Source organism: bacterium (assembly GCA_021372615.1).
Lineage (GTDB): Bacteria > Armatimonadota > Zipacnadia > Zipacnadales > UBA11051 > JAJFUB01.
The window spans coordinates 108,050-122,863 of sequence record JAJFUB010000019.1; the positions used below are offsets into that span (position 1 = coordinate 108,050).

Annotated in this window: 6 protein-coding genes; 4 read left to right on the forward strand and 2 right to left on the reverse strand. The window is 70.2% G+C overall.

All coding sequences use genetic code 11. The annotated features are described in order from the left end of the window. Positions 1-18 precede the first annotated feature (18 nt). On the reverse strand, positions 19-3,630 hold the full coding sequence (locus tag LLH23_02895; GenBank protein MCE5237420.1) for a carbohydrate binding domain-containing protein: 3,612 nt from the start codon (positions 3,628-3,630) through the stop codon (positions 19-21). Positions 3,631-3,657: 27 nt separating this feature from the next. Next, positions 3,658-6,045, reverse strand: a complete 2,388-nt coding sequence (locus LLH23_02900) for a DUF4838 domain-containing protein (GenBank protein MCE5237421.1) — start codon at positions 6,043-6,045, stop codon at positions 3,658-3,660. 177 nt (positions 6,046-6,222) lie between these two features. On the opposite strand from LLH23_02900, the gene LLH23_02905 reads away from it, so the two are divergent. From LLH23_02905 to LLH23_02920, 4 genes are all read left to right on the forward strand, one after another. After that, complete coding sequence (locus LLH23_02905; GenBank protein ID MCE5237422.1) at positions 6,223-7,194, forward strand: zinc-binding dehydrogenase; 972 nt, start codon at positions 6,223-6,225, stop codon at positions 7,192-7,194. 81 nt (positions 7,195-7,275) lie between these two features. Further along, positions 7,276-8,562, forward strand: a complete 1,287-nt coding sequence (locus LLH23_02910; protein MCE5237423.1) for a hypothetical protein — start codon at positions 7,276-7,278, stop codon at positions 8,560-8,562. 62 nt (positions 8,563-8,624) lie between these two features. After that, the gene (locus tag LLH23_02915; GenBank protein ID MCE5237424.1) at positions 8,625-10,307 is read left to right on the forward strand and encodes a hypothetical protein; all 1,683 of its coding nucleotides are present in this window, start codon (positions 8,625-8,627) and stop codon (positions 10,305-10,307) included. A gap of 39 nt (positions 10,308-10,346) precedes the next feature. Further along, positions 10,347-14,807 (forward strand): beta-galactosidase, encoded by a 4,461-nt coding sequence (locus LLH23_02920; protein MCE5237425.1) that lies wholly within the window; start codon positions 10,347-10,349, stop codon positions 14,805-14,807. Positions 14,808-14,814 lie beyond the last annotated feature (7 nt).

The window sequence follows — 14,814 nt, forward strand, 5'->3', positions numbered from 1 at the left end:
TGGGCCGTAACGGCCCCGTCAGCGCGAGTTCAGATCGTTGGACAGCACGAGCTTCTGCACGCCGAGCTTGCTGCTGGCCGGCCAGGCCAGCTTGAGGACGTGCTCACCCGGCTGCAGCGATACGACAACAGGCTTGTCGGCAGCGGTCGTCGGCAGCCACTGCCAGAAGGTCTCGGTCGCCGAGGCGCTGCCAGCGGGCTGGCCGTCGCAGGTGACGGCCACTTGCCCCGGTCCGCCCATCGCCCGGCCCCGCAGCCACACGCGGTACTGCCCGGCCTCGACCACCTGCAGCTTGAGGACGGCCTCGCCCGGCTGCTTGCCGGTGAGGGCCGCGAGCTTCCAGGTCGGTCCGCTGCGCAGGGCCGTCAGGCCCACACCACCACTCAGCTGCGCCTCGTCGGCGGTCACGGCGGGGTAGCTGTAGGTGGGCAGATCGGGCGACGCGGCGGCGGTCAGGTTCACATCATCCACGCACAGCTTGATCGTCACCGGCTCGCGCGTGTTCATGTTGACGGCGACGTAGGCGCTGTTGCCATAGTCGGGGACGGTGAAGCTGCAACTGAGACGCTGCCACGTCCCCGGCTTCGTGTCATCGTACGTCGTTGTCGCGAAGGCGGTGCGTGTCTGGACCTTGTCGCGAATGGCGCAGCGCAGGCTCACGGGCGGGGTGCCGGGCGTGATCTCGACGACCTTCACCCAGGCCGAGAGGCGATACTGCTGGCCGGCCTGCAGGCTCATGATCTCCCACGGCGGGCCGCAGGCGTAGCGGGTGACGAGGTATTCGTTCTGGCCCTGGCCCGTGCCGGTGACGAGGGCGCCGAGCTTGCCGCTGTGCGCGGCCTCCGGCGAGGGGTTCACCACGAAGCCCAGACGCGTGACCCAGCCTGAGATGCCCTCCTCGAAGTCGGGGTTGGGCATGAGGGTCGGCAGGGCAGACAGGGCGGGCGAGCGGGCCTCCCGGAGTTGCTGGGCGTAGAACGTGCCGAAGTCCGGGCCGGGGAACTTGCCAATCTCGGTGATGGCCCCGGGCATAGAGTGGATGAGGTATCCGGCGCTCTTGCCCCCGGAGGCTGTGCTTTGCAGGCCGATCATCGCCCCCGCGAAGCTGAGGCGCACGATCTCCCGGAGGTCCTCGTTGTGGGTGCGGTTGGCGGCGAAGGCGAGGCCTTCGTCCATGATGCCGCCACTGCCCGAGCCGGCCGCGGTCAGGGGGCAGGAGGTGTAGCGGAAGCCGTTCTCGGCCGGCACCCACATCGTGTCCACGATGAACTTGGCGATGCCCACGATGTCATCGGCGACCTGCTCGCGGCCGGTCTCCTGGTAGAAGCGCTTCATGCCGGTCATCAGCACGCCGGCCATGAAGCCCGCCTCACCGGAGTGCTTCTGGTCGTCGGGGCAGTTGCAGTGGCCCGTCGGGAGCTTGTGGTAGTACAGGCCATACTCGGGCCGTGTCGCCTGGGCCTTCTCGTGCACCTTGGTCAGCATGATGTCGGCGGCGTTGAGGTAGTACGGGTCGCGCGTGGCGCGGTAGGCGCTCATGACCGCGATGGTCATCCAGCCGGGCTCACGCGCGTTGCCGAAGTCGAAGTTGGTGGTGTTAGGACCGGCCATCCAGTCGGCGGCGAGGCGGGCGCTGGCCAGGACCAGCGGGTCACCCGAGAGCATCCCGTACAGGAAGTTGCCGCCGGTCCACATGTGCCCGCGGTTGGTGGCGTAGCCGAGGGAGTAGACTTCCATGTCCTTGTAGTTGCGCGGGTAGTAGCCGCCGGTGTGGCCCATGCAGTGGACCCATATCTCGCCCGGCATCGGCTCGACGCCGCGGTCGGGTAGCCGCGTGGGCTCCTCGGCCCAATGGATCGTGTCAATGTCCGTGTTGTGGCGCGAGGCAGCCTCGCCCAGATAGAAGAAACGCGGGTCGCCGGTGCGCAGGTACTGCTGCAGCATGCCGACCTGCAGGTCGTACTCGATGTTGCCCCAGTTCAGGCGGCGCTCGCCCCACCAGTCGCCGTAGTTCATCAGCCCGTACTCGTGGTCGCGCTCGCGCCCATCGAGGTAGGCCGTGAGGCCGTCAGCCAGGATCTGGTCATAGGCGGCCCAGGCGGCAGCGTTGTCGGCGAGGATGTCGCCGGCCGCCTGCGCGGCCTGGTAGTACCGCGCCGGGGCCACGGCGGTGAGCGGGCGGGCGGCGCGCGCCATCACTTCGGCCGCGTCGGCCGGCGGGCCCAGCCATAGCTCGTGGCGCTTCATCAGGCCGCGCCGGTAGGTGTAGTTGCCATCGCGCAGGTAGTAGTACAGCTTCTCCTCATCGGGCTTGTTGGCGTACAGGTCGGCGGGGGAGATGGGCGGGCAGAGGCCCAGGCGCAGACCCGACGCGGTCGCGCCCAGCGACTTGGGGTACTGCTGCCAGAAGTCCTTGACCGCGAGCGTCAGGGCGTCGGTCTTCACCCAGCCGGCGAGGCGCTTGCCCGACGCGGCGCCGACGAACTTGTCGTCGAACTGCTGGACGACGTCGGCCCCACCGGCGAGGCTGACGGGAGTGGCGTCCACGACCCCGACGGTAGTGCTGGTCGGGGCGGCGGCGGTTGCCGCGTCCAGCGACAGCGACTTGATGGCCGTCAGGTTCTCGTGAATGAGGTCATTGCCGAAGACGTGGTCCACGCGGACGTACGACTTGCCCGCGAAGGCCGTAACGAGCAGGGCGCCCATGAAGTGCTTGCGCCCGGCGGCGGTGTAGTGGCCATCCATGCGGACGGTCGTGCGGAGAGCGCCGCGCTCGATAATCTGCACGTCCTCGGTCTCGAAGGCGAACGCGGTTCCGTCCTTGTCGGTGAGCGTGCTGGTCAGGCCGGCGAGGAGAGCATCGCCGGCGGCGGCGCGCAGCTCGGCGGCGCCCGCGCGCGGCGCGATGACATGCGCCGGGCCGGTGTCCACGAGCACGCCGCCGCGCCCGGACAGCTCGGCCAGCTTCAGCGGGGCGGCCACCGGCGGGCTGGCGGCCTTCGCCCCGTACTCGAGCACGAGGCCGAGCCTCTGGTCAGCCTTCAGGTCAAGCTGGGTGTCCAGCAGCAGCCACTTGATGCTGCCATCCTCCCAGCGCGACTCCGCACGGGCTTGCAGGGGCAGCGGCCCTGAGGGGGCCAGCAGGCGGGTGTTGGTCGCCTCGAACAGCGCGCCCTTCGCGAGGGGCACGCCGCAGGTCAGCGGCGTTCGGGCGCGATCCTGGCCGGCGGGCTCGGCGACGGTCAACTCCACCTTGCCGGCGGGCACGGGGCGTGGGGCGGCGGGGCTGGCGACGGGAACTGTCTGCTCGACGGCGGCCTTGTCCAGGCCGGTCAGCACCAGACGGAGCGTCCGGTTCGGGCCGACAGACAGACCGGGGAAGTCCAGCCGGTGGTTGTTGCAGGCGTACTTCTCCGGCCCCGCGCCTGGCGCGCCGGTCAGCTCGCCCGTCGCCACGGCAGGCGCATTGGTGATGAAGCGGACCTGCAGGTCGTAGGTCTTGCCGACCTCACGCCAGACCGGGCGAACGGTGAGGGCCCGCAGGGCCAGGGGTGGCGGCGGGGTCGCCGGGGCCTGGGCGAAGGCGGCACAGGCAAGCAGGAGTGTCAGCAGTGGCAAGACGCGGCGCATGGCATGCCTCCGAGAGGAAGTGGGGGATCAGTGCTTGGTGATGAAGGCCTGGACCAGGGGTGCATCGAGGTCGCGGTCGGTGAGCACGAGATAGACGGGCAGGTAGATGCCGCCCATGGCCAGGCGGTTGAGGACACGCACGGCAACCGTGTTGCCCTGCCCGGCGCGCAACTGTGACGCGACATCCGCCAGGAAGGGTGTGGTCCAGATCTGCTCGGGGGTCAGGCCGGTGCTGGGGCAGGAGTGCTCGCAGACCTGCCGGCCATTGACGTAGACCCACGCGTCCTCATCTACGGCCCCGAAGTACAGATAGGCATGTTTGCGCGCGGGGCCGGCGGGCAGCGTGAGCTGCTGGCGGTACCAGCCGAACCCCGTGTAGTCGGGGAAGCCCTGGCTCTCCCAGCCGTTCCCCTTGTCGCTGCGCACGACGGCCCAGCGGGAGTCGTCCGCACCCTCGGAGAACCAGCCGTCCTTGACGCCGACATCGCGCGGGTCGGTGGTGAAACGCCACTCGGGCGCCAGCGGACGGACGGTGACCTCCTCCGGCTTGATCTGCTGCAGGCTCTGCTTGACGCGGATCGCGTCGCGCCACCCCTTCAGCTTCTCCTCCAGGTCCGGACCGCCCTCACGCAGGTACTGCACCTTCTCGCGGCGGGCGATGGTCTCGAACTCCGCGAGTACAGCGGCGTACTGGTCCGGCCAGGCGTCCGGGCCCTGCACGAGCTTCACGTACAGGATCGGCAGCTTGGCGAGGTCCACACGCCGGCGCGCCTCGCCGGTGGGGCATTGCTGCTGCGCGTCGTCGAACAGCCGCGTGGACTGGTCGAGGAATTCCCTGGACAGGAACGGGGAGGTCATCGGGTAGCGGATGCCGCCCTCGGGCTTCTCCATCGTGTCCATGTGCTTGGCCTTGTTGGCATAGGACAAGTCCCAGTACGCCAGGAGGTCGCCAGCGGCGCGGCCGTAGTAGCCGGTGATGAAGTCAGTGACGAGGTCGGGCACCTGGAGCGACGGGTCCCACAGGACTTTGGCCATCACCCACGACCGCAGGGCGGCGAACTCGCTGCCGAAGCCCTGGTAGGCCGCCTGCATCATGATGCCCTTGACCTTGTGGCTCACGTAGAAGTCCACGGTCGGCTGCAGCACATCCATGTTGGGCATGGGGGCCGAGTAGTGGCTGAAGTTGACGAAGTAGTCCCAGATGCTCAGGTTGTCGGCGACCTTCGACCAGGCGATGATGGCGTCGCGGTAGCGCTTGCTCCGCGGGCCGGTGTTGTCGGTGAAGCAGGTGAAGGGATACGGCCACGAGTGCAGGTCGTTGCACAGGCGGATGATGACATTGTGGCGCGGGCGCACAAGCTTCGGCGCGTCCACGGTGTCGAGGTAGGCCAGGGTCGAGACCATGACCTCCGGCCGCTCCTGCTCCACGGCCTCGGCAATGTGGTTGAGGAAGGTGATGAGCGTCCCCGAGGGGCTGCCGTTGGCGTTGTCCACGGCCTGGCAGTTCGGGCACAGGCAGTGCTGCCCGCCGTCGTTGGGCGAGACTTCCACGATCTCGGTGTGCGGGTTCTTGCGCAGGATGGCCAGGAGGCTCTCGGTGGCGAGGCGCAGCACTTCGGGGTTGGTCAGGCAGAGCTGCTGGGCCGACCGCTTGCCGCTCTTGGCGAGCATGAAGTACTCCGGGTGTTTCTCGAAGTACTGGCCGGGCGGGACGAGCGTGTTGAACGTGTGGACGAAGAGGCCGTCGTAGTCCACGTGGCCGCCCCATTCCTCGGGGACGGCGGCGCCGGGGGCGTTCGTGCGGTTGCGCAGCGACCACGTGGCATCGAAGGCGTCGAAGTAGAACGGATCGCGCAGGAACAGGCGGGGCGCAAAGCCGCGCGGGACGGGAGCGAAGGTCAGCGTGCGACGGTGGGGGATACGGGCCGAGGTGCGGTCATACCAGCGACAGCCCAGGTCCTCCTCGAGCAGGGCGTAGACGGCGTTGATGGCTCCGCGGGCCTTGCCGCCCACGAGCAGCAGGCGCTGGCCGGAGACGGCGATGGCGTAGCCCTCGTTGCCGAGCCCGCCGCGCGGCAGCGGCAGCTTCACTCCGGCCAGCCGGTTGGTCTGGCCGACGCTGATCTCGGTCGGCCGGGCGGGCTCCGAGTCCGGGACGATCGCGAGCTTCGCGTCGGTCATCTCGCCGAGCCATTGGGCGAGATCGGCGGCGGCCTTCTGGTCCTGGGTGGTCGGGGCCGCCGGGATGACGATGACATAGTCCGTGGCCCCGCCCTTGGCCAGCGTCAGGGGCGCGGCGGCCTGACCCGTCGGCTGCAGGCTGTTGTGCCAGCGGGCCGGCGCGGCAACACACACCGCGGAGATCAGGAGCAGCGGCAGGGCGATCGGTAGCCAGGGCGCGGTCGGTCGGTTCATGTCCAGTCACCTCAGCAGGGGCCTCGGGGGCCGTATGGCGGCTTCTTCGCGCCGGCGACGCCCGTGCCCTCCCTGGAGCGCCGCACCTTGCGCCCCGCGCAGGTCACGGACGCGCGGGCAGCGAATTGCAGCGAGCGCCGTGGCGCACTGCCGATGCCCCCAAGGAGAGGTTGAGCCTTGAAGATACTGCAGATCACAGCCCCGGGCGAGTTCGCCCTTCTCGATGTGCCCATCCCCGAGCCGGGAGAGGGCCAGGTGCTCATGCGGGTGGACGCGGTCACCACTTGCGTCCAGTGGGACCTGCACTGCTGGCACAATGAGCCCATGTTCATCGGACACCAGTTCAAGTACCCGTACACGCTGGGGCGCTGCGGGCATGAGGCCACCGGGTGGATTGAGGCGGTCGGGCCGGGCGTCACCGAGTTCGCCCCGGGCGACCGCGTGAGCGCCTGGCGGGACCATTCCGAGAACGTTCAGGGCGCCTACGCGCAGTACTACGCCCTGCCGGCCGCGAGCACGATCCGCGTGCCCGAGGGGCCCCCGCCGGAGGCGCTGGCGCCGATCGAGATGGCCATGTGCATGGCCACGGTCTTCCGGATGCTCCGCGAGATGAACGTCATCGAGGGGCGCGTGTTCGGGCTGACGGGCCTGGGCCCGGCCGGGCTGATCGCCCTGCAGATGGCGCGGGCGGAAGGGGCGGCCGAGGTCATCGGCTTCGACCCGCTGCCCGAACGGCGCGAGTTGGCCCTGAAGCTGGGCGCGGATGCCTGCTACGACTCCACGACCGACCTCAGCGACAGCTTCCCCGCCCGTCCGGCGGCGCCGCGGCTGGAGACGACCGTGGACTGCGTGGGCGCCAGGCAGACGGTGGAGTTCGCCATGGATCACACCTCGGACGTGGTGGCGCTCTTCGGCGTGCAGCGCGAGGACTACATCTATGCGCCGCGCCATGGGCGCCTGCGCCTGTGCGGCTACAAGGGCCACTTCCGCGAGTCCGCGGAGTATGCCGTGGCGCTGATTGAGCAGGGCAAGCTCGACCTGGCGGCGCTCGTATCGCACAACTTACCCCTGGAGCGCTACGCCGAGGGGACGGCCCTGCTGGAGGCCCGGCAGGCCATCAAGGTCTGCTACTGGCCCTGGAAGTCCTGAGCGCGGCACGGGGCGAGCGGCGGGAGGTCATCGGCAGTTGGCGGGGAAGGGGCGGCAAACCTGTCCCGAGGAGCCCTGCTGATGTACCGATTGGATCCCGCTGCTGTCTATGCCTGGCCGCAACTGCTCGACGACCCGAGGCATGCCGCCCGCATCGAGCGCATCCTGCGTGCCTGCGACCGCTCGCTGAATGACCTCGTCCTCATCACTCCCGATTCGTTGGCGGATGTCATCAGCCAACTGCGCGACCTGGAGCGCCCGGCGCCGCGCCGCCGCGCGCTCGTGTTCGGCCAACTGAAGACCGACGACACCGACCCCGACTGGGAGGACCTGCTCAGCACCTGTCCCGAAGGCACGAGCCAGAACGAGTTGGTGACGCTGTACGGCTACGGGACGAACCTGAACCTACGGCGGCGGGAGTATGACCAGCAGGCCAACCACGTCTGCTGGTGCGCGCGGGAGTTCAACACCATCTGGGGCTGCTCGCACGGCTGTCAGTATTGCGGCATGGGGCGCGGGGGCAATCGGTTGGTCCTCGGCGTGAACCTCGAGGACTACGCCGAGAAGATCGTGCGGCCGGCGCTGGAGCAGTACCCGTGGCAGAAGTGCTACCGCCTCATCGGCGCGGCGGCCGACCAGATCACCTTCGAGCCCGAGTACGGCGCCTACGAGGCCATCGGGCGCCTGTTCTCCGAGTTCCCGGACCGCCACCTCATCACCCACACGGCCAGTGACAACGTCTACTGGCTGGGCGACTTCCCCTACCGCGACCGGGTCATCCACGTCTACAGCCTCACCTCGGATGAATACGCGGCGGCGCTGGAGCCGGATACGCCGACCCCGGCGGAGCGTCTGGCCGCGGCCGCGTACTGCGAGAGCATCGGCATCCCCTCGCGGCCGAAGCTCAAGCCCGTCATCCCGGTCCGCAACTGGCGGGAGGACTACGAGCGCCTGATCGCCGACCTGTTCGCCCAGACCCACCCCCAGTCCGTCGGTCTGTGTGTGATGATGTGGATGAACCTGCAGACGGCCCGCGAGTTCCTGGACATGGACCAACTCGAGCCCGCCTTCGCCCAGGCCATGCAGGACCAGGAGGAGGCCCTGCGCGGCGTGGACACCGGGCCCTTCCCGCCCGAGGTCCGCAAGGAGATCTACCGCTACCTGATCGGGCAGATCCGGCGCTGGGACGCGCAGGTGCCGATCTACATCAGCACCGAGACGCGCGAGATGTGGGACGAGATGGAGAGCGAGCTGGGGCAGAGCAAGACGGCCTTCATCTGCGGCTGCGGCCCGATGGCGACCCCCGATGCGAAGCTGACCCTGTCCCCTGACATGAAGTACACGACCTACGCGGCCACGGACTGCTGAGCCCGGACGCCGGGCGGCGAGCAGTGAGGGCACTGGCCCCGGGGGCCCAAAGGAGACGGAGAATGCGCATACGGACAGCCGTGAGACTGGCGGCGGCGCTGCTGGCGGCTGGGACCCTGGTGTGGGCACAGGACAGCGGTCCGGCGAAGAAGCTGATCGAGGTCGGCTGGGACCTGCCCAACGCTGAACGTCTCCGCGCCAATCTCACGGTGATGGAAACCACGCCGCTGCAGGGCTGCGGGGTGCGCTTCGCCGGGCCGGGCAACAAGCCCGCCCTGTGGTTCTCCTTCAGCCGCGAGCCGTATGACAAGCAGGTGGTGGCACAGATCGTCAGCGACCTCAAGGCCGTGCAGCCCCGGCGGCTGCGCTCCCTCTTCCTGCTGATGAACGCCAACCCTGGCGATGTGGACTGGTTCGATGACGCCGGCTGGAAGGTGATCGTGGACCACTGGCGCACGGCGGCCCGCGTCACGCGAGAGGCCGGGATGGCGGGGATCATGTTCGATCCCGAAGCCTACCGCGACCCGTACCGGGCCTTCGACTGGTCGGCGCAGGCCCAGGCCGGGAAGCACACCTTCGCCCAGTACACGGAGATGGCGCGGCGGCGGGGGCGCGAGGTGATGGCGGCGGTCGCCAAAGAGAACCCGAAGGCCACGATCCTGGCGTTCTTCCTGCTCTCGATCCACCGGCAGGCTGCCGAGCGCGCCGACCCCATGGGCGCGTTGGCGGGCAGCCCATACGGGCTGCTGCCGGCCTTCGTCAATGGGTGGCTCGATGTGGCGCCCCCGACGCTGACCTTCGTGGATGGCTGCGAGAATGCCTACCGGTACAACAACCGGCTGGACTACCTGACCGGCGCGAACCTGATCCGCAACACCTGCGTGCGGCTGGTCGCGCCCGAGAACCGCTACAAGTACCGGGCGCAGGTGCAGGTGGGCTTCGGTGTATATCTGGATGCGTATGTGAATCCGCCGACGAGTTCCTGGTACATCAACCCGGGCACGCAGACGCCGGTGCGACGGCTGGCCGAGAATGTCACCACCGCGCTCGAGGTGGCCGACGAGTACGTGTGGATCTACGGCGAGCAGTGCAGTTGGTGGCCGGTGCCCCATCCGGCCGCGGACAAGGTGCGCTGGCCGCAGAAGCTGCCGGGGATCGAGCAGGCCCTGCGCATGGCCGCCGATCCGCTAGGCTATGTGCTGGAGCAGTTGGCCAGACCGGGGGAGCGCCAGAACCCCCTGGTGAATGCCGACTTCGGGTCCGCCACGGCCGCCGCGCCGACCGGCCCGCAGCCGTCCGACTGGAAGCAGGGGACCGCGCCGCCGGGGTGGAGCTACTGGCAGAGCGGGGCCTCCAAGGGCCACCCGAACTGGGACCGCACGGTGGGGCGAACGGCCCTCGGCTCCGGCGCGCTGGTGGGCATGAGGAACGGTTGCCTGATCCAGAGCGTCCCGGTGACACCGGGCGAGCGCTGGGCGGTGGCGGCATGGTGCCGGGTGCAGGGGGCGGGCACGCCGTCCTTCGCCATGCGCTGGCAGACCCCCGAGGGCAAGTGGCACGCCGAGGCGCTCGATGTGAGCCTGAGCACCGCCCGGACCGAAGGTGAATGGGCACTGATGGCCGGCGCGGGCGTCGTGCCCGAGGGCGCCGGGAAGCTGGTGCTGCTGCCTTCCGTGACCGGGCAGCAGTCGGACCAGGACACCATCTGGTGGGATGACGTAGTGGCTTTCCGCATGGACGACTGACAACTCCCAGACCGCCGTGGACCTGTGAGGTGCGTTCCGGTGAAGCGACTCGCGTTGCTTGCGCTTGTGTGCGTCGGGGCCTGGGGCCCCGCGCTCAGCCAGACTCTGGTGGCGGGGCGGTGCGCGCAAGCCCCGGCCCTCGACGGCCAGCCGGCGGATGCCTGCTGGCAGGAGGCCATGGTCGCCACGGACTTCTCGGTGCTGGGCAGCGGCGGGACGGAGCGCGCTTTCCGCCAGACCACCGCCCGCGCCGTCTGGGACGACCAGGCGCTGTACCTGCACGTGATCTGCCTGGAGCCCGATCCGGCATCCGTCACGGCCGAGGTCAAGAACCGCGATGGCGAGGTCTGGATGGAAGACGCCGTCGAGGTGTTCCTGCAGCCTGACCTCGCGCGGACGGACTTCCTGCACTTTGTCATCAACGCCCGCGGCGTCCGCTACGAGGAGCGCAACACCGACCCCGCGTTCGACCCCGACGTCCAGGTCCGAGCCGTGGCTCTGCCGCAGGCGTGGCAGGTGGAAATGGCCCTGCCCTGGCAGCAGCTGGGGGTCGCGGCGCCGCGTGAGGACGCTGCCTGGGGCTTCAACGTCGGGCGCGAGCATCGGCCGCAGCGACCCCAGGAATGGAGCACCTGGGCGCCTTTGGCCAAGGGCGAGGCCAAGTTCCATCGCCCCAACCTGTTCGGGCGGCTGCAGTTCGCCGCCCAGCCCCGGCCTGGTCGCGTCTCGGGCTATCAGGCCACCGACGGCCTGGTCGTCAACCCGGACTTCAGCCGCGTCAAGGACGGGAAGCCGGAGGGCTGGGGCCTTGCCGCGTCGTCCCGGTGCGCTGAAGTCTCCCCGGCCTCGGGCCACTGGGGGGTGCGCAACGACGGGGACTATGGCGTCGCCAGCCAGCCCCTCAACCTGCCCGTGAAGGCCGGGGACGCCTTCACGATCTATGCCGTCATGCGCGGCTCCCCGGACACGCTGGCGGGGGTCGCCGCCGTGCAGGAGATGGAGGACGGCAGCCCCGACGATCTGTACCCCTTCTGGAAGCTGGAAGTGACCGGCGACTACCGGCTCTACAGCGGCCGCATCATCGTGGACAAGGGGGCCCGGCGCCTCAAGTCCTTCAACCTGTACCGGGCCAACCGGCAGGGCTGGATCGAGTATGCTTACGTGCAGATGGTCCCCGGGATCCGCGGCGCCAGCGGCATTGCCGATGCCACCCGCTGTACCCGCCAGGAGCACCGGGGGATCGGCGAGCCCGCCGCGACCCCGGCGCTGCCGGCCTTCGAGCCCCTCCCCGGCGGCCCGCTGCGGGCCCTGATCTTCATCGGCGAGTTCCAGCGCGATGTGGTGGAGCTGGCCCAACGCCTCGATCTGAACTATGACCTCGTCTACTGCCCGACCTACCGGCCCTCCGGCAAGGTAGACTCGGTGGTCGCCTACGACCCGGAGACCGTCCTGCGACGGCTGGCGTCAGGCGACTATGATCTCATCATCCTCGCCGGGAACCCCTCCGCCTCGGAAGTGGTAGACGGCCTGCTGTCGGCGGCCGGGCGCGGGGTGGGGGTGCTGTGCGTGGATCCCGTCGGGGGCGGCGGTCCGGTGGACGCTGGCCAGTACAAGCGCCTGCGTGCGGCCCTGAAGGCCACCGCGCTCCCGGGGGAGCGGTGGGCCGAGGTGCTGGGGGCGCTCGACCCCGCGGCTCTGGCAGTCACCACGGACGGCCCCCCGGCGCTCAAGGCCGTGGCCGCGAGTGAGGTCGGCAAGGCACGGGTGGCCTGCCTGACCTGGGCCGATCCCGTGAGCGGTCTGATCCCCTTCACGCCCGGGTGGGGCGAGTACTGGGAGTACCGCTGGGCGGCCCTGTGCCGGGCGGCCCTGTGGGTGGCGCGACGGCCCAGCCCCGGGCACCTCGAGGCCCTGGAAGTCGGCCAGAACGTGACCGCACAGGTCACCGGCCCTCCCGGCCAGCCCCTGACGGTCGAGGTGCGCTGGGACGCGCGGTTTGGGGGCCTGGGTTCGCTGCAGCGCACCGTGACGCCCGGTGTGGCCGGGCCGGCGACGGTCACCTTCACCGCCCCGGCCGCGGCGGCCAGGACGCGCGGGCCGGTGGTCGCGCAGGTGCTGCTGCGCGACAGAGCCGGGCATGCCCTCGACTTTGCGGCCCGGCCGCTGCTGGCCACGACGCCGCCGGTGACGATCCAGAGCGTGACCGCCCCGGCCGAGGTGGCCCCCGGGGCCGTGTGCGACGTGCAGGCCACCTGCGCCATCGCCGAGGGCGCCAGGCCGACCCTCCGGGCAGAACTGGTGGACGCCTTCGGGCGCGTGCTGTCCCGGGCTGAGACAAGGCCCTCGGCCGCCGGCACCCAGCAGGTCAAGCTGGCGCTGCGCGTGGCGAGCCCGCTGTCGGTGTACCATCGGGCCGTCGTGTCGGCATGGGAGGGCGAGGTGCTGGTGGACCGGGCCGGCGCCGAGGTGCTGGTGCCACAGGCGGCGGACGATCTGGACGACTTCGCGCTGGCCACCGGGTTCGCCGCCTCGCAGATCCGGTGCCCGGAGCACCTGCGTGATGAGCTGGCGGCATTCCTGCGCGCGCAGGGCGTACGCTCGTGCACGATCAGCGAGTACCTTGTGCAGCGCGGGTTCTCGGCCTTCGGCGGGGTGCTGCACTCGGGGATGCGCAACACCGGCAAGGCCCCGGTGCGCGTGCGCTGCTTCAGCGATCCGGCGGAGCTGGCGGGGCTGGCGGAGCGCACGACCGCCGCCGTGGCCGCCAAGCGCCGCTGGGGCTTCATCGGCTACAACATGGATGACGAGACGCACCTGTCGCAGCAGGGCAACGAGGAGTTCTGCGCCTGTGACTTCTGCCGCCAGGGCTTTCAGGACTGGGCCCGAAGCTGCTATGGCGACATCGCGCAGGCCAACCGCGAGTGGGGGACACAGTACGCGAGCTTCGACGAGATCACCGTGCCGCTGCTTCACGACCTGAGGGGGCAGACGAACCCGGCCCGCTGGGTGGACTTCCGCCTGCACATGGACCGCGTGTGGGCCCGGGCGTACGCCACCGCCCACGAGGCGGTCCGGGCCCGGTTCCCCGACGTGCGGCTGAGCTTCACCAACCCCTACGCCTACAACTCCCTGTCCGGCACCGACTTCTCGCTGTGGACGCCGCACGAGGAGTTGCTGCTGCGCTACTTCTACCGGCAGGTCGTGGACCGGAACAAGTCGTGGTCGCACGCGCCGATGATCTCGTGGTTCGGCTACGAATCTACGGCGCCGGAGTGCCGGCAGTTCCTGTGGTGGTTTGCGCTCAACGGCGGCGTCAGCCCGATCTGGTGGGACCCGCTGGAGCCCTGGGGCTACACCGGCAAGGACGGCTTCACGCCCTGGCAGATGCTCGATCCGCTGTGGCGGCCCACGGGGCGCAGCGTGGCCGTCACCGAGGCGGCCCGCGACCTGCAGGGAGGGATCGGCAAGGTGCTGCGCCTGGCGCAGCCGGCCGCGGCCGAGGCGCTCGTGATCCATTCCCAGGCCAGCCTGCACAGCCTGTACGCCGAGGCCGCGCTGCCGGTGGGGCGGCCGGTGAACACGGGCTACCAGCGGTATGCATCAGCCGATGATGCGCTGGCCGCGGCGCTCAAGCGGGCGGGCCTGTGCTATCGCTACGCGCTCCCCGAGCAACTGACCCGGGAGCGGCTACGGGGTGTGTCGCTGGTTGTTCTGCCGTGCTGCGTGGCGCTGAGCGACGAGGCGGTGGCGGCGCTGCGGCAGTTCGTCGCCGGCGGCGGGCGGTTGCTGGCGGACCTGATGCCCGCCACGCAGACGGCCCATGGCTGCCCGCGGGCGGCGTCGCCGCTGGCGGAGGTGTTCGCCGGGCCGCGGGCGGTGTGCCTGGGGAGTGCAGCGACGGCGACACAGGCCGAGGCGATTGACACCGCACTGGCGAAACTCGGCGTGCAGGCGGCGCTCTCCTGGCGGCTGGCCAGGGGCGGGTTGCCGGCGCAGACGGAGGCCTACCGGTTCACGCTGGGGGCGGCGGAATATGTGGGGCTGGTGCGCGCGGCGACGGGGGAAGCGGCCCGGGAGGGCGATGTAGTCCTGCGGCTGCCCGAGCGCCGGTTCGTGTACGACGCCCGGGCCGGGCGACTGCTGGGGCAGCTTGAGGAGCTGAAGATCGCAGTTCCGCCGGCGGATGCGCGCTTCCTGGCGTTGCTGCCGTACCGCGTGGAGGGGCTGGGCCTGCAGTGCCGCTTGCAGGGGAGACAGTTGCAGGTCACCGCGGCGGTCCGGTGCGCCGGCCGTCCGACGGACCATGTGCTGCACCTGGAGCTGACCGCGCCGGGGCAGCAGGCCCCGGTCTTCGCCTACACGCGCAATGTGGCGGCCCCGGGCGGGCGTGTGACCACGACCATCCCGTTGGCGCTGAATGACCCGTCAGGGGCGTGGCAGGTCACGGTGCGCGACGTGGCCAGCGGCGTGAAGGCGGCGGGGACGTTCCGCGTGCCCTGAGCGGCCC

What these genes read in the sequence shown, in the direction of transcription:
- LLH23_02895 (MCE5237420.1), bottom strand. Translation starts at nt 3,630, where the DNA reads ATGCGCCGCGTCTTGCCACTGCTGACACTCCTGCTTGCCTGTGCCGCC.
- LLH23_02900 (MCE5237421.1), bottom strand. Translation starts at nt 6,045, where the DNA reads ATGAACCGACCGACCGCGCCCTGGCTACCGATCGCCCTGCCGCTGCTC.
- LLH23_02910 (MCE5237423.1), top strand. Translation starts at nt 7,276, where the DNA reads ATGTACCGATTGGATCCCGCTGCTGTCTATGCCTGGCCGCAACTGCTC.
- LLH23_02915 (MCE5237424.1), top strand. Translation starts at nt 8,625, where the DNA reads ATGCGCATACGGACAGCCGTGAGACTGGCGGCGGCGCTGCTGGCGGCT.